The 19,963-nt window shown below is 56.6% G+C and carries 18 protein-coding genes and 1 pseudogene; 16 read left to right on the forward strand and 3 right to left on the reverse strand.

The genetic code is table 11. The features are described from left to right. Window positions 1-3: 3 nt before the first annotated feature. The 3 genes from cheY to HNQ59_RS15420 all read right to left on the reverse strand — a co-directional run bounded on the left by cheY (window position 4) and on the right by HNQ59_RS15420 (window position 2,414). Window positions 4-393 (reverse strand): chemotaxis response regulator CheY, encoded by a 390-nt coding sequence (cheY, locus tag HNQ59_RS15410; RefSeq protein WP_184041289.1) that lies wholly within the window; start codon window positions 391-393, stop codon window positions 4-6. Window positions 394-478: 85 nt separating this feature from the next. Continuing rightward, window positions 479-1,417, reverse strand: a complete 939-nt coding sequence (locus HNQ59_RS15415; RefSeq protein ID WP_425491400.1) for a chemotaxis protein — start codon at window positions 1,415-1,417, stop codon at window positions 479-481. A 46-nt stretch (window positions 1,418-1,463) separates the two neighbouring features. Then, entirely contained in the window at window positions 1,464-2,414 is a 951-nt protein-coding gene (locus HNQ59_RS15420; RefSeq protein WP_184041291.1) for a chemotaxis protein CheW, read from the reverse strand. A gap of 560 nt (window positions 2,415-2,974) precedes the next feature. Here HNQ59_RS15420 and HNQ59_RS15425 point away from each other — a divergent pair. From HNQ59_RS15425 to HNQ59_RS15495, 16 genes and pseudogenes are all read left to right on the forward strand, one after another. Next, complete coding sequence (locus tag HNQ59_RS15425) at window positions 2,975-4,189, forward strand: sensor histidine kinase (RefSeq protein WP_184041292.1); 1,215 nt, start codon at window positions 2,975-2,977, stop codon at window positions 4,187-4,189. A 221-nt stretch (window positions 4,190-4,410) separates the two neighbouring features. Then, entirely contained in the window at window positions 4,411-4,716 is a 306-nt protein-coding gene (locus tag HNQ59_RS15430) for an STAS domain-containing protein (protein ID WP_184041293.1), read from the forward strand. A 21-nt stretch (window positions 4,717-4,737) separates the two neighbouring features. Next, window positions 4,738-6,438, forward strand: coding sequence for an ATP-binding SpoIIE family protein phosphatase (locus tag HNQ59_RS15435; RefSeq protein ID WP_184041294.1), 1,701 nt, complete (start codon window positions 4,738-4,740; stop codon window positions 6,436-6,438). Between the two features lie 54 nt (window positions 6,439-6,492). Then, window positions 6,493-7,158 (forward strand): annotated as a pseudogene (locus HNQ59_RS15440) (chemotaxis protein CheB); the annotation flags it as partial. Window positions 7,159-7,278: 120 nt separating this feature from the next. After that, window positions 7,279-7,413: a hypothetical protein gene (locus tag HNQ59_RS19865; protein WP_281397228.1), complete on the forward strand. Its 135-nt coding sequence runs from the start codon at window positions 7,279-7,281 to the stop codon at window positions 7,411-7,413. 5 nt (window positions 7,414-7,418) lie between these two features. Next, window positions 7,419-8,762 carry a sigma-54-dependent transcriptional regulator gene (locus HNQ59_RS15445; protein ID WP_184041296.1) on the forward strand — a complete coding sequence of 448 codons (1,344 nt, stop codon included), beginning with the start codon at window positions 7,419-7,421 and terminating at the stop codon, window positions 8,760-8,762. A gap of 76 nt (window positions 8,763-8,838) precedes the next feature. Next, entirely contained in the window at window positions 8,839-9,162 is a 324-nt protein-coding gene (gene fliE / locus HNQ59_RS15450) for a flagellar hook-basal body complex protein FliE (protein WP_184041297.1), read from the forward strand. A gap of 26 nt (window positions 9,163-9,188) precedes the next feature. Then, the gene (fliF, locus tag HNQ59_RS15455) at window positions 9,189-10,859 is read left to right on the forward strand and encodes a flagellar basal-body MS-ring/collar protein FliF (RefSeq protein WP_184041298.1); all 1,671 of its coding nucleotides are present in this window, start codon (window positions 9,189-9,191) and stop codon (window positions 10,857-10,859) included. Next, complete coding sequence (gene fliG, locus HNQ59_RS15460; protein WP_184041299.1) at window positions 10,852-11,850, forward strand: flagellar motor switch protein FliG; 999 nt, start codon at window positions 10,852-10,854, stop codon at window positions 11,848-11,850. Before fliF ends, fliG begins: the two co-directional genes overlap by 8 nt. Then, entirely contained in the window at window positions 11,840-12,574 is a 735-nt protein-coding gene (locus HNQ59_RS15465) for a flagellar assembly protein FliH (RefSeq protein ID WP_184041300.1), read from the forward strand. Before fliG ends, HNQ59_RS15465 begins: the two co-directional genes overlap by 11 nt. A gap of 33 nt (window positions 12,575-12,607) precedes the next feature. Then, entirely contained in the window at window positions 12,608-14,014 is a 1,407-nt protein-coding gene (gene fliI, locus HNQ59_RS15470) for a flagellar protein export ATPase FliI (protein WP_184041301.1), read from the forward strand. 115 nt (window positions 14,015-14,129) lie between these two features. Further along, window positions 14,130-14,588, forward strand: a complete 459-nt coding sequence (fliJ, locus tag HNQ59_RS15475) for a flagellar export protein FliJ (RefSeq protein ID WP_184041302.1) — start codon at window positions 14,130-14,132, stop codon at window positions 14,586-14,588. A gap of 419 nt (window positions 14,589-15,007) precedes the next feature. After that, complete coding sequence (locus HNQ59_RS15480) at window positions 15,008-15,916, forward strand: NAD-dependent epimerase/dehydratase family protein (RefSeq protein WP_184041303.1); 909 nt, start codon at window positions 15,008-15,010, stop codon at window positions 15,914-15,916. A 38-nt stretch (window positions 15,917-15,954) separates the two neighbouring features. Beyond that, window positions 15,955-17,079 carry a non-hydrolyzing UDP-N-acetylglucosamine 2-epimerase gene (gene wecB, locus HNQ59_RS15485; RefSeq protein WP_343074299.1) on the forward strand — a complete coding sequence of 375 codons (1,125 nt, stop codon included), beginning with the start codon at window positions 15,955-15,957 and terminating at the stop codon, window positions 17,077-17,079. A gap of 58 nt (window positions 17,080-17,137) precedes the next feature. Then, on the forward strand, window positions 17,138-18,418 hold the full coding sequence (locus HNQ59_RS15490) for a nucleotide sugar dehydrogenase (RefSeq protein WP_184041305.1): 1,281 nt from the start codon (window positions 17,138-17,140) through the stop codon (window positions 18,416-18,418). A 22-nt stretch (window positions 18,419-18,440) separates the two neighbouring features. After that, on the forward strand, window positions 18,441-19,862 hold the full coding sequence (locus HNQ59_RS15495; RefSeq protein ID WP_184041306.1) for a mannose-1-phosphate guanylyltransferase/mannose-6-phosphate isomerase: 1,422 nt from the start codon (window positions 18,441-18,443) through the stop codon (window positions 19,860-19,862). The last annotated feature ends 101 nt before the right edge of the window (window positions 19,863-19,963 follow it).

Raw genomic sequence — 19,963 nt, forward strand, 5'->3', positions numbered from 1 at the left:
CTCCTACTTTCCGTGCTTCTCGAAAATCTTGTTGAGTTTTTCGTCCAGAGTCGCTGCTGTGAAAGGCTTGACGATGTATCCGCTGGCGCCGGCGCCGGCAGCCTCGATGATGTTCTCCTTCTTGGCTTCTGCGGTAATCATCAGAAAGGGAAGATCTTTCAACCCTGGGTCTGCCCGGACGGCCTTGAGCAGTTCAATCCCTGTCATGTTGGGCATGTTCCAGTCCGATACGACAAAATCGAACTGTGAGTTTTTGAGCTTGTGCAATGCCACTTGGCCGTCTTCGGCCTCGTCAACATTGCCGAAACCCAGCTCTTTGAGCAGGTTGCGGACGATTCTTCGCATCGTAGAGAAGTCATCGACAACCAAGAACCGCATATTTTTGTCAGCCATTGCTTATATCTCCGCTTTACTCGCGATCCGGTCGATGTTGACCGGACAATTATCTGAATTGGGGGTAGGTGTCTCGTCTGGCAACTCAGCCTATCAACAAGGGGCCAATGGTTTCCGCCAGCACAACCGGATCAAATTTTGCCACATACGCATCGACCCCAACACTGCTTCCCATGGCGCGGTTGGCAGCGGAGGAAAGCGAGGAGTGCATGACAACCGGAATCCCTCTGAATCGGGTGTCGGATTTGATGTGTTTGGTCAACACATAACCATCCATTTCCGGCATTTCAGCATCCACCAGAATGACCTTCAGATAATCCCTGAGCGCTTCGCCATCCTGCAACACGCGGTTGGCGATGTTCTGCAGCTTGTCCCAGGCCTCTTTACCGTTGTTGGCCTGGTAGTATTTGATGCCCAGTTTGTCGAGTACCGAGACGATTTCCTTGCGGGCGATGGCAGAGTCATCCACAAAGAACATGAATGTCTCCTGCGCGGCCTGGACGGCCTGGATGTCCGGAATCGCCTGTTCGCCAATGACACCCGCCAGTATCTGCTCGACGTCGAGGATCGATACCAGCTTGCCATCCGGCAGCTCGGTCAGGGCCGTGATCAGATTCTGGTTCCCCGCCAGCATGATCTCGGGTGCCCGCACCTTGTCCCAGTCAACCCGGATGATCCGATCGACATCGGCCACCAGAAAAGCCTGGGTGTGCTTGCTGAATTCGGTCACGATCATGGTGTCCGAAAATTTATTGTCCGGGTCGCCATTGCCCATGAATTTGGCCAGGGAGATCACCGGAATGATGTTGCCACGCAAGGAGATCACGCCCTCCACGCCAAGTGGCATATTGGGGGTCTTGGTGATTTTTGGGGTCTGGGAAACCTCCCGGACTTTGAAGACATTGATCCCAAAGATCTCTTTGGTGCCCAGGGAGAACAGCAGGATTTCCATCTTGTTGGAGCCCGCGAGCTTGGTGCGCCCGTCAATGTTCTCCATCAGCGATTCGTTGGCACTAAAGTTCATGGTCATCGGCAGTTCCTTGTCTGTCGGCGTGTGTGCTGTGGTTTGCTCATTCCTTGATCAGCATTTTGGTGACTGCTTCCGACAGCTTTTGAGGTTCGAACTTGGTGACATAGCCGTCGACACCGACAGACTGACCCAGTTTTTGGTTGGATTGCCCTGACAGTGATGAGTGCATCAAGATGGGGATGCCCTGGAAGCGGGTGTCCGACTTGATCATCTTAGTCAACATATAGCCATCCATCTCTGGCATTTCAATATCCGTCAGGATCAGGTCGATCTTGTGGGAAACCAGCTCACCCAGGGATTCGCATTTGTTGGCGATGCGTTGCAATTCCTCCCATGCCTTGCGCCCATTGATGGCGGACATGTGGTTGATGCCCATGACATCCAGTGTTTTGGCGATCTGTTTGCGCGCAATCATCGAATCATCAGCAAAGAAGATGGTCTTGCCGCGCACTGCCTGGGATTTGATGGTGTTGAGATGGATGTCCTCCTCGCCGCGAGGGGAGGTTTCTGCGAGCACCCGTTCCACGTCCATCATCATGATGAGCTTGCCACCCTCCAGCTCGGTGACGGCGGTCACCAAGCCGCCCATTTCCTTTTGCAGCATTTCGGGCGGGACGCGCATGGAAGACCAGTCCAGCCGCAGGATGGTATCTACGGCCTCGACCAGAAAGCCTTGTGTGTGGCCATTGTATTCGGTCACGATCATGATCTCCGGCTTGGCAGTGGTCTGCACACCAGAGTATTTGGCCAGGTCCACCACAGGCACCAGCGCACCTCGTAGGCTGACCATGCCTTCAACCGATGGTGGCATGTCTGGCGCACGGGTGATCTCGGGGGTGCGCATGACTTCGCGGACTTTGAATACATTGATGCCAAAGTTTTCGCGACGATTGGTCCGCTCATCCAGGCCCAAGGTGAACAGCAGGATTTCCAGCTTGTTGGTGCCAGCCAGTTTGGTACGGGCGTCAATGCTTTTCAGCAGATCTGACACGATTGTCACTCCAAGATTAACGTCAGCATTGTTGCGGTTTTTTGATTGCGTTGGCGACAGCATGATCTGTGCACCGCGCAGTTGCTATATCTAGTGTAGATCAAGTTCTGTGGCCGTGCCGAGAATTATATTAGAGATTCATTAAATACTATTGGTCTTTTCGTATTTGGCCATCACTTCTTTATATGTCATGGTTGCCGATCTCACCATCTGGCACATCGAACCCGCATGGCGCGTGTCTAGAGTGTGTATAGTCCGTGTTGACTGTAATGTCACGCCCGATTGTGGTTTTTCCCATATCTGACTTGCCCTGAATCCGCATCGGCGGGGTGTCGATTCCGATTGCCTGTTTGAGCGTGTTGTTTTTTCAAATGTTTTTCATGTAAATGTGAATTTTGATCGAATACGACGATAATCCTGTGCCAATTGGACACGGGCCGGCATGGACTTGCAAGGGTTACGGAATGGGGTAATCATGCCAGAGCACGAGAAATGCACAGTATCTGAAATGTCAGATACTGTTTCTGCGGTAAATCAAGGTCAATGAACCTGGGGTGGATATGCCGATCACGACACAGCCAATGGATCAGGGAAGAAGCGAGCTGGAGCAGGCCTTTGCCATGTTCACCGAGGCTTCCCGCCAGTTGACCGATTCCTATGCCGAATTACAGGCGCAGGCACAACAATTGACAGAAGAGCTGGCCGTGGCCAACGGCGAGCTCAAACGCCAATATGCTGAAAAGGCTGGGCTGTCGGAGCGGCTGGTCGCTTTGCTGCAAGCCTTGCCGGCGGGCGTGGTGGAATTGGATGTCTCCAGGCAGGTGGTGGCGTTGAATGCCGCTGCCGTGCGGATATTAGGCGAGCAGGTCATTGGCCAGGACTGGTCTGTTGTGTTGTCCGAGCGGTTTGAATCATTCGAGAGCCCAGGTGAGTGGCGCTTGGCTGGCAGGCCGGATTGTGTCTTGACGCTGGTGGAAAACAGCCTGGCGGCCTCCGGTGGGTTCATCGTGCTGCTGCATGATGTGTCCGAGCCTTATCACATGCGTCAGCAACTGGCCAAACAGCAGCGCCTGGTGGAAATGGGGCAGATGTCGGCAGCCCTGGCGCACCAGTTGCGCACGCCTTTATCCACCGCGATGTTGTATAGCGCCAATCTGACCCGGGAGGGGCTGGCGGACGCAGATCGACAACGCTTTGCCGGTAAAGCGCTGGAGCGTATGCGTGTGTTGGAGCACTTGATCCAGGATATGTTGCGCTTTGTGAAAGGGGCTGCGGTGGCGGGTTTGGCGCCCATTGCCGTCAACGAGGTGTTGGATGAGGTGGAGCAGGTGATCGCACCGCAGGCTGCGATGGCGGGTGTGGTCTGTGAAATCGGACATCTGGCGGCAGATGTGATGGTGTCATGTGATAAGCAGGCATTGTCCGGGGCATTGTTGAATATGCTCGACAATGCCATCCGGGCGTGTTCACCCGGTCAGCAGGTCATGCTGCGGCCCAGCCTGGATCATCACGTCCGGATCTGCATCGAGGACAATGGATGCGGCATGCCAGAGACGGTGCGCCAGCGCCTGTTCGAGCCTTTTTTCACCACCCGTGGCGACGGGACGGGACTGGGTCTGGCGATCGTCAAGCAGGTAATTGACGCACATGATGGGCACATCACGGTAGAATCGCGCCCTGGCTTAGGCACGAGTTTTGTGATTGAGTTGCCACTCGTTGACTCGGTGGCTATTGTTAATAGAAATCAGGCGCGACCGATCGATCAGTCGAACTGATTGGATCAGGGCAACCCGAAGTGCAAGATGGGTGATGATGCATTGAGCAGGTACGTGGGCGTATCCTGCAATCTGTCCGTTTGACATCTTTCAAGTCGTACTTAAATTGCAGTTGAGCGTCTCGCTGGTCTGCACCACCCCTTTGGATCTGCGGTGCAGTTCGTTTGCAATTTTGAGGTACCCCAAAGGTTACGCTTCTGATTGATACTAAGGTGGAGTGAATGAGCCCTAAAGTGGAATATGAAGGCAAGGTAGCGAAAGTGATCCTGGCTGGTCAGTTTGACTTCAATTCGCATCGGGATTTCCGACAATGCTGTGAGATGGTCATTGCCAACCCGGATGTGAATGAAGTGCAGATCGACTTCCAGCGCGTCACCTATCTGGATTCGTCAGCATTGGGCATGCTGCTGTTGGTCAAGGAGAAGGTGAATGCCGCCAACAAGAGTCTGGCACTGGTCAATTGCAAGGATACGGTGCGGCAGGTGCTTGAGATAGCCTGCTTTGGAAAGATCTTTACGATCAGATAACAGCCCGGTGACCTGTCGGCCATGAAGATACTCATTGTAGATGACGCTGAAATCATGCTCTTGCTGATGCAGAAGTTTGTCACTGCATTGGGGCATCAAACTGTGTTGGCACGTGATGGCCAACAGGCAATCGATACGTTTGAAGTTGAACTGCCAGACCTCGTGCTGATGGACATGATGATGCCAGTCATGGACGGCCCGGAAGCAGCAGCCCGGATCAAGGCGCTGGCCAAGGATCGTTGGGTGCCGATCGTCTTTGTGACGGCAATCGGTGAGGAGAACCGGCTTGCAGACGCCATTGAGCAAGGGGCTGATGACTACCTGCTCAAGCCGATCAACTTCCGGATTCTCGAAGCCAAGATCAAGGCGATCGAGCGCTCCATCGAGCTGCATCAGAAAGTCAGGGAGCAGTCATCCAAGCTGGCGGACTATTACGAGCGGGCGGAGGAGGAAAAACGGGTTGCCCGCCATCTGATGGAGCAGATGGTCAATGCCGACCGGCTCTCCGACCCGGCTTTGACCTACTCCATCACACCCGCTGAGAGCTTGTCTGGCGACCTGATCGCGGCAGCGCGCACGCCGGGGCATCGTTTGTACATCATGTTGGCGGACGGTATCGGCCACGGCTTGACTGCTGCACTGAATGTGCTGCCGTTGACTCAGCCGTTTTATACCATGACCGAAAAGGGCTTTTCGGTGCCGGAGATCCTGGCCGAGATCAATAGCAAGATCCGCCAGGTGTTGCCGATCGGGCGCTTCGTGGCGGTGTCCATCGCATCGATCGATCCGGTCAACCGTCAAATCGAGGTGTGGAATGGCGGCATGCCGGACATCCTGTTCTTTGATGCCAACGGAAATGAACGCGCTCGCTGGAAATCCCACCATCTGCCCCTGGGCATTCTGCCTTCGAAGGATTTCAACGCCACGACCGCTCACATCAGTTATGAGGAAGAGGGCTGGCTGTTCTTCTGTTCGGATGGGTTGATCGAGGCTCGTCGTGGTGATGGAACGCTATTTGGCATCGAGCCCATCTACGAGGCATTCCGCCAGGGGCCGGGCAAAGATGCGTTTGCAAGATTGCAGACGGATGTGACGCAGTTCATGCAAGGCTTGCCCTTTCATGATGATGTCTCCTTGGCCATGGTTCGTTGCACCCCTGGTGAGGTGAATACGCCGGTTCCGCAATCCATTCGTAACGATATCATCTCCAGCGAAGCGGTTGACTTGCACTGGCGGATCGCGTTGACCCTTGGGCCCAATGAGCTACGTCGTTGTAGCGTGGTGCCGCTGTTGATGGAGTTCGTCAAACAGATCGACTACCTCAAGGCCTCGTTGTCCGACATCTTCCTGATTCTTTCCGAATTGTTCAACAATGCGCTGGATCATGGTCTGCTTGAAGTACCCTCTGCCTTGAAGACGGCGGAGGCCGGGATGGATGAGTACCTGAGAATACGTTCGGAGCGCCTCGAAGCGCTGATACGAGGCGAGATCGACCTGGAGCTGTCACAGGTTGATATCCAGGGTAAGCGGGGGTTGCGCATCTTCATCCGCGACAGCGGCAGCGGGTTCGACTTCACCAAGATCGAAGAACCTGCCACCACCAGTCGGCTCACGCATGGCCGTGGCATCCGCCTGGTGAAATCGCTTGCGTCATATATGGAGTACGCCGGTAACGGCAATGAGGTGGTGCTTTACTTCATTCCACGCGCTGAAGGAGCGTAGTGGTCGCTGTGGTTTTGTGCTGTCAAGGGTCAGGTTGAAATCAAGGGGGTCGTCATCGAAGTTCTACCATCGCATAGCGCGGATATGATTTTACCGCGCCGCCAGATCATCCCCCCACGCAATGAACCCTTGATTATTGTTGGCGCATCGACAGGCGGCACCGAGGCGATCAAGGAGTTTCTACTGCCCATGCCGCCCGACGCGCCACCTATCTTGATTGCACAGCATATGCCGCAGATGTTCACCCGCTCTTTTGCCGAGCGGCTCGACGGCCTGTGCCGCATCTCCGTGCGTGAGGCCGAGCACCATCAAGTGCTCCGCCCTGGGTTTGCCTATATTGCACCGGGGCATTCCCACCTGCTGCTGGGCTGGCTCAATGGCAAGTATGTATGCGAGTTGAATCAAGGTGTGCCGGTGAATCGGCATCGCCCATCTGTGGATGTACTGTTTCGCTCTGCCGCCAATCTGGGGGGCAAGAACTGTATCGGCGTCATCCTGACGGGCATGGGTAAGGACGGCGCAGCCTGTATGGTGGAAATGCGCCAAGCGGGCGCCTACAATTTCGCACAGGACGAGGCCAGCTGCGTGGTATTTGGCATGCCCAAAGAGGCCATCGCATTGGGTGCCGCACACGAGGTCGTCGCCTTGAAGGACATGGCGGCCAAGGTGCTCAGTTGCGTTGCCACCCGTAACAGACCGCAAACCAGCTCTGCTGGCTGATTCCAACAATAGCCGGGCAGTCTGGCTTTGTGCGAGAATAAGCACATCCTGATGCGTTGATCTGTTGGGGTCGGAAGGGCCACTATTGGCTGGTCTGCAGTTTGTTCAGCACTCAAGCCGTTGGCCCGACTGCATGACCTCGACCGGCAACGCATATTTCCGCACAAGATACGGCCTTATCCTTCCGAGCAGGCGTTGATTGTGTATGACTTGATGTTGTCGATCTGGCAACGTGTCCGCCCCACACTGCAATGACCGCTATGAAACCCTTGCCTGTATTGGTTGTAGAAGATGACAAATCCCTGCGTGAGGCACTGCTGGATACATTGGAATTGTCTGGCTACACCGTGCGGGCCGCGGCGGATGGCAGCGAAGCGCTGGCGCTGTTGGCGCGGGAGCCGATCGGGCTGATCGTATCCGACGTGCAGATGCGCCCGATGGGCGGCTACGAACTGTTGTTGGCGGTGAAACAGCAGTGCCCGCATGTCCCATTCCTGTTGATGACTGCCTATGGTGACATCCAGCGTGCTGTGCAGGCGATGCGTGACGGTGCCGCACACTATCTGCTGAAGCCTTTCGAGCCGACCACATTGCTGGCGGAAGTTGCCCGTTTCATGCTACCCGCCCGCCAGGACGACGATGCCGGCCTGGTCGCGGAGGACCCCAAATCCGTCGAGCTACTGGCCTTGGCGAAACGGGTGGCGGCATCAGATGCGACTGTGCTGTTGACCGGGGAAAGCGGCGTGGGTAAAGAGGTGTATGCCCGCTACCTGCACGCGCAGTCTCCCCGCGCCAAGGGGCCATTCGTGGCCATCAACTGCGCTGCCATCCCAGAGCAGCTGTTGGAATCGACCTTGTTCGGCCATGAGAAGGGTGCCTTTACCGGTGCCAACCAAGCTCATGCAGGCAAATTCGAGCAGGCAGAGGGGGGCACGTTGTTGCTGGATGAGATCTCCGAAATGCCGCTCGGCTTACAAGCCAAATTGCTGCGTGTGCTGCAAGAGCGGCAGCTGGAGCGTGTCGGCGGGACGCGCTCGGTGAAGCTCGATATCCGGGTGCTGGCCACCAGCAACCGTGATATGCAAGCCGAGGTAGCGGCCCATCGTTTCCGGGAAGACCTGTATTACCGCTTGAATGTATTTCCGTTGGCCATTCCGCCTTTGCGTGAGCGACCGCAAGACATTGTACTGCTGGCCCGGCATTTGCTGGATCGTTACGCCCAGCGAGATCAACGACCAGGGGCGGGCTTCGATCAAGGCGCGGAGCGGGCATTGCGAGCCCACCCGTGGCCGGGCAACATCCGAGAGCTGGAAAACGTCGTGCAACGTGCGCTGATCCTGTCCCCGACAGGGTTGATCCAAGCCTCGCATCTGCTGCTGCCAGCTCCCCAGCCCTCAGCGCCAGTGGTGGATGCGCCAGAACGTAGCCTGGATGATGGCCCGGCTGAGTCGGCAGACATCCGAGCCAATCAGAAACGGCTGATTCTGGAGACGCTGGCAGCGACCAATGGCGTGCGCAAACTAGCTGCGGAACGGCTGGGAATCAGCGAGCGGACCTTGCGCTACAAGCTGCAACAGTTCCGTGAAGAGGGTGAGGATGTATGAGGCCGATGCACGAAGCCACGCGGTGGACTTACATTTGCAGTCAATTTGGCTATAATCGCCGAAAGAGGCGAGGAAGATGAGTATCAACGGAATCGACACCATGCTGGGTGAATTGCGTGCCATGTCCGCCAAAGCGGCGGGTGGGGTTGCGCACGCGGATCAGGAACAGGCCCAGCCCGTTGAGTTCGCAGCACTGCTGAAATCCAGTCTGGATCAGGTCAATCAAGCGCAGCAGACATCGCGGGAATTGCAAAAACAATTCGAGCTTGGCAACCCTGATACCAACCTGCAGGACGTGATGATTGCCATGCAAAAGGCCAGCCTCTCGTTCGAAACCATGGTTCAGGTTCGCAATAAACTGGTATCCGCCTACCAGGAAGTCATGAATATCCAAGTATAACGACCCTGTAACCAGCAGGTTAACCAATGCCAGAAGCCCTGCGGCAAATCCTAGAAAATATCCGGCAACGTTTCAGTAGCCTACCCAACAATCAAAAAATCGCTGTGATCGTCGGTTTGGCGACGGTGGTGGCGATGATTGTCGCCACTTTGCTGTGGACACAATCCACTCCTTACAAGGTGTTGTTCAGTAACGTGTCCGATCGTGATGGTGGTGCCATCACGCAAAGCCTGCAACAGCTGAATATCCCCTATAAGATCGAGGCGGGTGGCACCATCAGTGTGCCTGCTGAGGCTGTCTACGACACCCGGTTGAAATTGGCCGCCCAAGGTTTGCCCAAAGGCGGGACGGTTGGCTTCGAGCTGATGGACAACCAGAAACTGGGGGTCAGCCAGTTTGCCGAGCAAATCAACTACCAACGATCCATCGAAGGTGAGTTGGCCCGCTCGATTGAAACCCTGTCCTCTGTTCAAACAGCGCGGGTGCACTTGGCCATTCCGCGACAGACGGTTTTCCTGCGTGAGCAGCAGAAGCCGTCGGCATCGGTCTTGGTGACATTGCACCCCGGCAGGGTGCTGGATGGTGCGCAGGTGGCGGCGATTGTGCATTTGATCGCCAGCAGCGTGCCGGATATGCCGGTCAAGAGTGTGACGGTGGTTGATCAGAATGGTGATCTGTTGAGCAAGAGCCTGGATGGCATCAGCTCGACTGGGCTGGACCCACGTCAATTGAATTTTGTGCGTCAGGTCGAGCGCGATTACGTCAAGCGCATCGAAACGATTCTGGAACAGATTGTCGGCAAAGGCAATGTCAAGGCTGAGGTGACAGCGGATCTCGATTTCGCGGAAACCGAGCAGACCTCGGAGACATTCCGCCCCAATTCCCCTCCCGAAAAATCAGCAATCCGTAGCCAGCAGTCAGTCGAGACGGTCAATGGCGCGGCGGCCAACCCCTCAGGCATACCCGGCGCATTTTCGAATCAGCCGCCCGGCAATGCCACCGCCCCCATCACTACCCAGCCGGGGCAGGGTACCGGCGGCGCTGGGGCTGCCACCGGGCAGGGCACCACGCATCGTGAGTCCACCATCAATTACGAGGTGGATAAGACCGTGCAGCATGTCAAACAGTCGCTGGGGAATATCAAACGCCTGTCCGCCGCCGTGGTGGTCAATTACAAGGGTGAAAAGGACAAAGAAGGCAAGCTGTTGTTTAAGGCTCGTCCCGCCAACGAGATGACCCAGATCACCAATCTGGTGCGCGAGGCGATGGGCTATAGTCAACAGCGTGGTGATTCGGTGAATGTGGTGAACGCACCATTTGCTGATGCCAACGTTGAACCGCCTTCCATGGTCGAGCGTCTAACCCAAGAGGCGCGGGCGAACTGGCAGCAGATCTTCAAGAATGCGTTGATCGCGTTGGTTGTGTTGTACCTGATCTTCGGGGTGATCCGTCCTGCCATCAAGTACATGACCCGCGAGCCGGAGCCTGAGAAGAGCGAGCCACAGTATGCGCCTGGCTCGCCTGAGGAAGCCGCAGCGCAAGAGGCGCAGGCTTTGGCCGAGCAGGGTGATGTGGAGCAGGCCGAGCGGCTGGCAACCTATGCAGACAACCTGCAAATGGCCAAGGATCTGTCCAAAAATGATCCACGTATGGTGGCGAGCGTGGTGCGAACATGGGTGATGGCAGAAGATGAGTGAGATGGGGCTGCGTAAGAGTGCGATTCTGCTGCTTTGCCTGGGCGAAGAGGCTGCGGTGGAGGTGTTCAAGTTCCTAGGCCCGAAAGAGGTGCAGAAGCTGGGTGCCACCATGGCTGCCTTGGAGAACGTGAATCGAGCGGAAATCGAAGAAGTATTGGCGGATTTCCGTACCGAGGTCGAAAACCGCGCCAGTCTGGGCGCTGCGGATGAATATCTGCGCAGTGTCTTGACCAAGGCGCTGGGTGTGGATCGTGCCAACAACCTGTTGGACCGCATCTTGCAGGGCAATGAGGCAAATACCGGCATCGAGGGCCTGAAGTGGATGGATTCGGCGGCGGTGGCCGAGCTGATCAAGAACGAGCACCCGCAGATCATTGCCACGGTGTTGGTGCATCTGGAGCAGGATCAGGCATCGGAGGTGTTGTCCTATTTCGTCGAGCGGCTTCGCAATGATGTGCTGCTGCGGATCGCCACACTGGAAGGCGTACAGCCACAGGCCTTGCGTGAATTGAATGAAGTGCTGACTCAGCTGCTGTCGGGCACGGACAAGATCAAGAAGAGCGCCATGGGCGGCGTACAGATGACGGCGGAGATCCTGAATTTGATGGGCGGCCAGGTCGAAACCTCTGCCTTGGCATCTATCCGTGAATATGATCCCGAGCTTGCGCAGCGGATTCAGGACAAGATGTTTGTATTCGACAACCTGCTGGCCTTGGACGATCGATCCATCCAGGTGCTGTTGCGCGAGGTGCAGTCCGAGTCGCTGATCATCGCGCTCAAAGGCACCAGCCAGGAACTCAAGGAAAAGATCTTCCGCAACATGTCGCAACGCGCGGCGGAAATGCTGCGGGACGATCTGGAGGCCAAAGGCCCGGTGAAACTGTCGGAAGTGGAAGCGGAACAGCGGGAAATCCTCAAGATCGTGCGCCGCCTGGCCGACGAAGGTCAGATTGTGATTGCCTCAGGCGGAGACGAGGGCCTTGTCGAATAACATCATCCCTAAAGAACAACTCACCGCCTATCAACGGTGGGAGATGGCTGCCTTTGACGAGGCCCAGCGCGAGGCGCCAGTCACTACAATAGCACCGGCACCAGTGGTGCCCACCGACGAGGCGGTGCCGATCGAGGGCGATACCGATGCCATCCCACCTCTGCAGGAAAATCTGCCTTACCCCACAGCGGAGGAAATCGAGGCAATACACCAGCAAGCCTACCAGGAGGCTTTTGGCGAAGGCCAGAAGGCTGGCTTTGAACAAGGCTTCGAGCAAGGGTTGAATGAGGGACGGCTGGCTGGGGCGGGTGAAGTGGAGCGATGCCGACAGGTGTTTGAGACGTTTGCACAGTTGCGCGATCATTTCGAACAGGAGGTCGCCCAGGATGTATTGAAGATTGCACTGGAGGTGGCTCGGCAGGTGTTGCGTCAATCAATCGCCGTCAAGCCGGAGATGCTGTCACAGGTGATCCGTGAGGCGATTGCCAGCCTGCCTGCGGTGGCGCAGCAGCCCCGTGTCCTGCTCAACCCAGCGGATCTCGCGGCGGTGGAGGTCGTGATGGGGAGCGAGACCCAGCCAGGCTGCGTTTTGGTTGCCGATGAGAGCATCCAGCCTGGTGGCTGCCGAATCGTCGCGGGCAACAGCGAGGCAGACGCGGAGATCGCCACGCGCTGGCGGCGTGTTGTGGCGACTTTGGGTCAGCAGTCCGACTGGTTGGAATGATCAGCTGGTTCTGTATGGAAATGGCGAAGCAGGATGATTGATACAACGTTGCGCTGGTCGCAATTCGTCGAGCAATGCCAACTGGCGCTGGCAGACGCTCGGCCCTGGCAGACGGCAGGTCGGTTGACGCGTGCTGCTGGCCTGGTGCTGGAGGCAGCTGGCCTGCGCCTGCCGGTGGGGAGTTGTTGCTACATTCTGATGCCCAACGGGTTTTCGGTCGAGGCCGAAGTGGTGGGTTTCTCTGGCGAAAAGCTGTTTCTGATGCCGGTATCCGATACCTATGGCCTGGAACCTGGGGCGCCGGTGGTGCCTGCCGATACGATCAGTGCAAGGGTCCCCAGGTATGGTGAGATGGCTCACCCTGCCCGGCGGATCGAGGACAAGGGCCGTCAAGTGGCAGTCGGTGAAGGGATGCTCGGGCGGGTGGTGGATGGCGTAGGGCGGCCATTGGATCGCCTGGGAGCGTTGGATGTACGCGAGTTCGTGCCTCTGACATCCAGGCCATTCAATCCTATGGATCGTGCGCCGGTGCGGGAGCCATTGGATGTTGGCGTGCGGGCGATCAACGCGCTGCTGACTGTTGGGCGGGGGCAGCGTCTGGGGCTGTTTGCGGGCTCCGGCGTCGGCAAGAGCGTGCTACTTGGCATGATGGCCCGCTATACCACTGCAGATGTGGTGGTGGTGGGGCTGATTGGTGAGCGTGGGCGTGAGGTCAAGGACTTCATCGAGAACATCCTGGGTGAGGAAGGGCTCAGGCGTTCAGTCGTCGTAGCCGCCCCGGCGGATTCACCGCCTCTCCTGCGCCTGCATGGCGCCGCCTACGCCACGTCGATTGCCGAATACTTCCGTAACAAAGGGCGTAATGTGCTGTTGATCATGGATTCGCTGACCCGCTATGCCATGGCGCAGCGAGAGATTGCCCTGGCCGTGGGTGAGCCACCGGCCACCAAAGGCTATCCGCCATCTGTGTTCGCCAAGCTGCCACAGCTGGTGGAGCGTGCTGGCAATGGCCCCGAGGGCGGCGGTTCGATCACCGCTTTCTACACCGTGTTGACTGAGGGTGATGATCAGCAAGACCCTATTGCGGATAGCGCCCGCGCCATTCTGGATGGCCACTTTGTGCTGTCTCGGGCCTTGGCTGAGCAGGGTCATTATCCAGCCATCGATGTCGAGGCCTCCATCAGCCGGGTGATGACCGATATCCTGTCACCAGCAGAGGTGGAAATCGTCAGGCGTTTCAAATACCTCTATTCCCGCTTCCAGCGGAACCGCGATCTGATCAGCGTCGGCGCCTATGTCCGTGGTGCAGACCCGGTGCTCGACAAGGCCATCATGCTGCAGCCCAAGATGGAGGCGTTTCTCGTCCAGCTGTTGCATGACTGTGAAGACTATGCGACCAGCCGCCAGCTGTTGGCGCAGCTGGCGATCGAAATGATCTAGACTCTGTTGTGTTTGTCTGCCTCTGGTGGAAACACCCCCATCGCTTGAATTCATATCAACACAACCTAGACTCTAAAACAGGAAGATTGCCTGTTTTGAGGGACGATGACTGACCGTGGCCAAACCTTTCCAATTCCAATTGCTGCTAGAACAGGCTGCGCGTCAGAGCGAGGATGCATCACGTGTGATGGCGGCCTGCAAGGCACAGTGGCAAAGCGCAGAGCAGCAGCTGCAGCAGCTGGAAGGGTTTCGGCAGGAGTACCGCATCCGCTTGGCGGCTACTGAGCAGGCAGGTATGACGGTGAATCAGTGGCGGGACTACCAAGCGTTCATCGCCAAGATCGACACCGCGATCCGCCAACAGCATGATGCCCTTGACGTGGCCAAAGAGCGCTTCGAACAAGCGCGTGACCGCTGGCAGGCGCTCGAAAACCAGGTCGGGGCGTATCGCAAGCTGGAGACACGCCATCTGCAGCAAGAGCAAAAGCGCGAAGCCAAACGTGAGCAGAAGATGAGTGATGAGTTCTCCACTCGTCTGATCGGGCGGGCGGGTGCGGCAGAGTCGGATATCTGATTGTCATAACTCATTGTGGTTATGTCTAAAGGGTCGATCACGACCACCATTTCTCATGTAAGATCAGCTTTCTGATCAAAAGATACCCGCATCCCTCATTGGTGCAGTATTTAACGTGCGTATGTGTGTTTATTGCCTTACCATACTGTCAATCCCTGTACATGCAATTTTACGTATAAATATTCAAAATGAATAAGGATGGATTTTTTCATGATGCCGATGTTATCATGGCGCCACATCCCCACGGAGTGTCACATTTCGCATGCGACTCAGGGTTTGGCTGACATCGTGTCAAGCATGCCCAGGGTTGCCTGCGCTCATGACATGGCATCGATTTCATCGTCACTTTTCATTCCTTCAGTCATTTGCGACAGCCATACCTGCTATGGTGTGGTTGCGTGCGGTTTTCGGAGCATTGCATGATTCTAGTCACCGGCGGAGCGGGCTTCATCGGGTCTCATTCAGTGGATGCCCTGTTATCAGCAGGGTTTTCGGTAAGGGTGCTGGACAATCTCTCCAGCGGGAAATTGGACAATCTGCCCAAGCATCCCAGGCTGTCATTCGTTCAGGCAGACATTTCAGATGCAGCGGCAGTGGATGCTGCCATGGATGGTGTGGAAGCTGTTCTGCACCTGGCAGCGCAGGTTTCTGTGCAGGCATCGATCGAGTCCCCTGCATTTTCTGCGCAGAGCAATATCGCAGGCTTCATCAACGTGATCGAAGCGGCCAGAAAGCATGGGGTCAAGCGCTTGGTGTATGCCTCCAGCGCTGCGGTATATGGCACACCAGCACAGCTGCCGCTGGATGAAACCAGCCCCACCCGGCCATTGTCGCCGTATGGCCTGGAGAAGTTGATCAACGACCAATATGCGGCGCTGTATCGCGAGCTGCATGGCTTTTCCAGTCTGGGTATGCGTTATTTCAATGTCTACGGGCCACGGCAGGACCCCAGATCTCCCTACGCAGGTGTCATCAGCCGGTTTATCGATCGGTTGCAACAACAAGCACCGTTGACCGTGTTTGGTGATGGTGGCCAGACACGGGACTTCATTTTCGTCAAGGATGTCGCCAAAGCCAACTTGGCCGCACTCCAGTCTTCGCTGCAAGGTGTGTGCAATATTGGTACAGGCAGAAGCGTCACGCTATTGCAGATGATCGATTCCCTGGGTCAGGCGGCAAGCCGCGGCTTGCAAGTCGATCACCAGCCGGCAAGAGACGGTGATATCCGTGAATCAGCGACCCAAGTGACCCGGATGAATCAGTCGTTGGGTGTCGTTGCATCGGTTGGGTTGATCGATGGCCTGAAGGAACTGGTTGCCTCTTGCTGAAGCAATGGGCCGTGATTTGGTTAGCAATGGAAATTCACGTGAAAAAGAAAATTCATCTGGTTGGCGGGGCGCGCCCCAATTTCATGAAGCTTGCACCCATCGTGCGTGCGTTGGACAAACAGCAAGAGCGATTCGAGTATCGGATCGTCCACACCGGCCAGCACTATGACCGGGAAATGAGTGATGTATTCTTCGATGAGCTGGGTATTCCGAAGCCGGATTTCTATCTGGAAGCGGGTGGTGGCAGCCATGCCCAGCAGACAGCCAAGATCATGGTGGCTTACGAGACACTGTGCAATGAGCAAGACAAGCCGGACTTATGCCTGGTGGTAGGGGATGTGAATTCCACCATTGCCTGCTCGCTGGTGGCAAAGAAATTGGGGGTGGCTGTGGCGCACGTCGAGGCGGGCTTGCGGAGCGGTGATCGCGCCATGCCTGAGGAGATCAACCGTCTGGCGACGGATGCCATTTCCGACTACTTCTTCGTGACCGAGGAAAGCGGCGAGATCAACCTGCTCAAGGAGGGCCAGCCTCAAGAGAAGGTTTTCTTCGTCGGCCATGTCATGATCGACAACCTGTTCTATCAGCGTGATCAGCTCAGCTCAACCGAGTTGGCAGGCCAGGCCGCTGAATTGAAAGCCAAATACCCACGTTATGGTGTGGTGACGTTGCATCGCCCGTCGAATGTGGATGATCAGGCAGCGCTGACCAAGCTGATTGGTGCGTTGCGTGAAGTCGCCGCTGAGTTGCCGCTCATTTTCCCGGTGCATCCGCGTACACGGGGCAATATCGAGAAATTCGGCATCGAATTGGGCGACCGGATCATCACAACCCCGCCTTTGTCCTATATGGAGTTTTTGAGCCTCTGGAAGGATGCCGCCATTGTCATGACGGATTCCGGGGGGTTGCAGGAAGAAACGACCGGGCTGGGCGTGCCGTGTTTGACGCTGCGGGAGAATACCGAGCGACCGGTGACGATCAGCGATGGCACCAACACCTTGGTGGGTACATCGCCGGACATGATTGTACGAGAGGCGCGCAAAGTGCTGGCGGGGCAGGGCAAGCAGGGCCGCCAGCCCAAGTTCTGGGATGGAAAAGCCGCTGAACGTATCGTGGACATCCTCTATCGTGAATTGGATCGGGCAACATCAAGCCAACCTTGATGGTGCTGCATGCATTACATTGTCTGACATATTGAATCTTGAAACAGGTGAGGAAAAAATGAGTGTGATTGCGGTTGTCGGTCTAGGCTATGTGGGCCTGCCGTTGGCTGTTGAATTCGGCAAGAAATTTCGCACAATCGGCTTTGATCTGTCTGAAGAAAAGGTTGTAGCCTATAAACGCTTCGTCGATCCGACTGGCGAGGTATCAACCGAAGATCTGCAGGCTTCCACCGGGCTGGAGCCCACGACAGATGCCAGCATGCTGCGCGAGGCCGATTTCGTGATCGTAGCGGTGCCGACCCCGGTCGATGAAGCCCATCAGCCGGATTTCTCGCCCTTGATTTCCGCCAGCCGCAGCGTGGGCGCCAATCTGAAGCGGGGCGCAATCGTGGTGTATGAGTCCACCGTCTACCCAGGCGCCACGGAAGAAGAGTGCGTGCCCGTCCTGGAAAAACACTCGGGTATGAAGTGGGGTGTGGACTTCAATGTGGGCTATTCCCCTGAGCGGATCAACCCGGGCGACAAAGAGCATACCCTGACCCGGATCGTCAAAGTGGTGTCCGGTGATACACCGGAAACACTGGAAAAAGTGGCCAGCGTATATGGGGCGGTGATTACTGCAGGTGTCTACAAGGCCTCGTCGATCAAGGTTGCCGAAGCGGCCAAAGTCATCGAGAACACACAGCGGGATCTGAACATTGCGCTGATGAACGAGCTGGCGCTAATCTTCGACCGTATCGGCATCGATACCTTGGAAGTGTTGCAGGCTGCCGGCACCAAATGGAACTTCCTACCCTTCCGGCCTGGGCTGGTAGGGGGGCACTGCATCGGCGTGGACCCTTATTATCTGACCTATAAAGCAGACAAACTCGGCTATCACCCACAAGTGATCTTGGCAGGGCGGCGTATCAATGACGGCATGGGTAAATTCGTTGCCGAGCAGACCGTCAAGCACATGATCCGCAATGGCTCCAGCGTAAAGGGCGCCAAGGTGATCGTCTATGGTTTGACCTTCAAGGAAAACTGCCCGGATCTGCGCAATTCGAAAGTGGTCGATATCATTGCCGAGCTCAAGAGCTACGGCGTGGACGTGATCGTGCATGACCCCGTGCCCGTGCCCGAGGAGGCGCAGCATGAATACGGTCTGACACTGACACCTTGGGACGCGCTGCCACAAGCCGAAGCCATGGTGATGGCGGTTGCCCATCAGGACTTCATGTCCCGCCCACTCTCTGATTTCCAGAGCAAGCTCAGGCCCAACGGTGTATTCATCGATGTGAAGAGCCAATTTGATCCAGCCAGATTGCGTGAGGCTGGGTTGACGGTCTGGCGCCTGTGACCGACGCTGGTGGAGGATAGGTATGGCCTTGCATCCGGTCATCTTGTGTGGTGGTAGCGGCACACGCCTGTGGCCTATGTCCAGGGCAGCGCTGCCCAAGCAGTTCTTGTCCTTGGTATCTGACCGCACCATGCTGCAGGAAACAGTGACGCGGCTGTCTGGTCTGCCCGATCTGGCGCCGTCCGTGTTGATCTGTAACGAGGAGCACCGTTTTCTCGTTGCCGAGCAGTTGCGTGAAATCAAGCAGACGCCTGCGGCCATCCTGCTGGAGCCGGTCGGTCGTAATACCGCGCCAGCCGTGACCTTGGCCGCCTTGGCCTTGGTAGCGCGCGACCCGGATGCCTTGATGCTGGTGCTGCCGGCTGATCATGTGATCCGCGATGTTGCGGCCTTCCACGCTGCAACGGCGGTGGCAGTGCAGGCGGCCAAGTCAGATCGGCTGGTCACGTTTGGCATTCGCCCAGACCGGCCCCACACCGGCTATGGCTATATCAAGCTTGGGACGGCACTGGAGCTGGAGGGCTGTCACCAAGTGGATCGCTTTGTCGAGAAGCCGGACTCAGCTACGGCAGAGGCATTCCTGGCAGCTGGTGATCATCTATGGAACAGTGGCATGTTCGTATTCAAGGCAAGCCGTTATCTTGAGGAGATCGCCAGATTCCAGCCTGCCATGCTGCAGATCTGTCGGCAGGCCATTGCCGCTGCCGTTCAGGATCTGGATTTCTGCCGGATACCTGCAGAGACATTCACGACCTGCCCATCTGATTCAATCGATTACGCCGTCATGGAAAAGACCGATGCCGCAGTGGTCGTGCCCGTGAATCTCGGCTGGAGCGATGTCGGGTCGTGGCAGGCTCTGTGGGAAGTGGCCGGCAAGGATGGCGCGGGGAATGTGACCCGGGGTGATGTCTACCTGGAAGCTGTTCAAAACAGCTATGTGCGCGCCGATAGCAAAATGGTTGCCGTGATTGGCTTGGATGATGTGGTGGTGGTCGAAACTGCTGATGCCGTGCTGGTATCGCACAAAGACTGCGCGCAGAACGTGAAGAACGTGGTGTCACGACTGAATGCTCAGTCCCGCACCGAATCCACCTTCCACCGGCGGGTGTATCGCCCTTGGGGTAGCTATGAGGGCATCGACGCCGGGCCCCGTTATCAAGTCAAGCGGATCACCGTTCAACCAGGCCAGAAGCTCTCGCTGCAAATGCACCATCATCGCGCCGAGCATTGGGTGGTCGTGAGCGGTACGGCGAGGGTGACTTGTGACAGTGAAAGCAAGCTGCTGGCCGAAAACCAATCAACCTACATTCCCTTGGGCGCCAGCCATCGGCTGGAAAACCCGGGCAAGCTGCCGCTGGAGATCATCGAAGTCCAATCCGGTGCCTATCTGGGGGAGGATGACATCGTGCGCTTCGAAGATGTCTATCACCGCGATCAGCCCTGAATCATCCATCCTGCTGAGGGTGAACCAAGCCTGGTGAAAGCCAGGCTTTGTTTTGTCTGGCACAGCGATCTGGCACGAAATCGGTTAAAATGAAGCTTTGC

Origin of the sequence: Chitinivorax tropicus, assembly GCF_014202905.1 — a bacterium.
In the GTDB taxonomy this organism is placed as follows: Bacteria; Pseudomonadota; Gammaproteobacteria; order Burkholderiales; family SCOH01; genus Chitinivorax; species Chitinivorax tropicus.

Excerpts from the sequence above, each read along its gene's own strand:
- cheY (WP_184041289.1), bottom strand. The coding sequence starts at position 393 with ATGGCTGACAAAAATATGCGGTTCTTGGTTGTCGATGACTTCTCTACG.
- HNQ59_RS15415 (WP_425491400.1), bottom strand. The coding sequence starts at position 1,417 with ATGAACTTTAGTGCCAACGAATCGCTGATGGAGAACATTGACGGGCGC.
- HNQ59_RS15425 (WP_184041292.1), top strand. The coding sequence starts at position 2,975 with ATGCCGATCACGACACAGCCAATGGATCAGGGAAGAAGCGAGCTGGAG.
- HNQ59_RS15430 (WP_184041293.1), top strand. The coding sequence starts at position 4,411 with ATGAGCCCTAAAGTGGAATATGAAGGCAAGGTAGCGAAAGTGATCCTG.
- HNQ59_RS15435 (WP_184041294.1), top strand. The coding sequence starts at position 4,738 with ATGAAGATACTCATTGTAGATGACGCTGAAATCATGCTCTTGCTGATG.
- HNQ59_RS15445 (WP_184041296.1), top strand. The coding sequence starts at position 7,419 with ATGAAACCCTTGCCTGTATTGGTTGTAGAAGATGACAAATCCCTGCGT.
- fliE (WP_184041297.1), top strand. The coding sequence starts at position 8,839 with ATGAGTATCAACGGAATCGACACCATGCTGGGTGAATTGCGTGCCATG.
- fliF (WP_184041298.1), top strand. The coding sequence starts at position 9,189 with ATGCCAGAAGCCCTGCGGCAAATCCTAGAAAATATCCGGCAACGTTTC.
- fliG (WP_184041299.1), top strand. The coding sequence starts at position 10,852 with ATGAGTGAGATGGGGCTGCGTAAGAGTGCGATTCTGCTGCTTTGCCTG.
- fliI (WP_184041301.1), top strand. The coding sequence starts at position 12,608 with ATGATTGATACAACGTTGCGCTGGTCGCAATTCGTCGAGCAATGCCAA.
- HNQ59_RS15480 (WP_184041303.1), top strand. The coding sequence starts at position 15,008 with ATGATTCTAGTCACCGGCGGAGCGGGCTTCATCGGGTCTCATTCAGTG.
- HNQ59_RS15490 (WP_184041305.1), top strand. The coding sequence starts at position 17,138 with ATGAGTGTGATTGCGGTTGTCGGTCTAGGCTATGTGGGCCTGCCGTTG.
- HNQ59_RS15495 (WP_184041306.1), top strand. The coding sequence starts at position 18,441 with ATGGCCTTGCATCCGGTCATCTTGTGTGGTGGTAGCGGCACACGCCTG.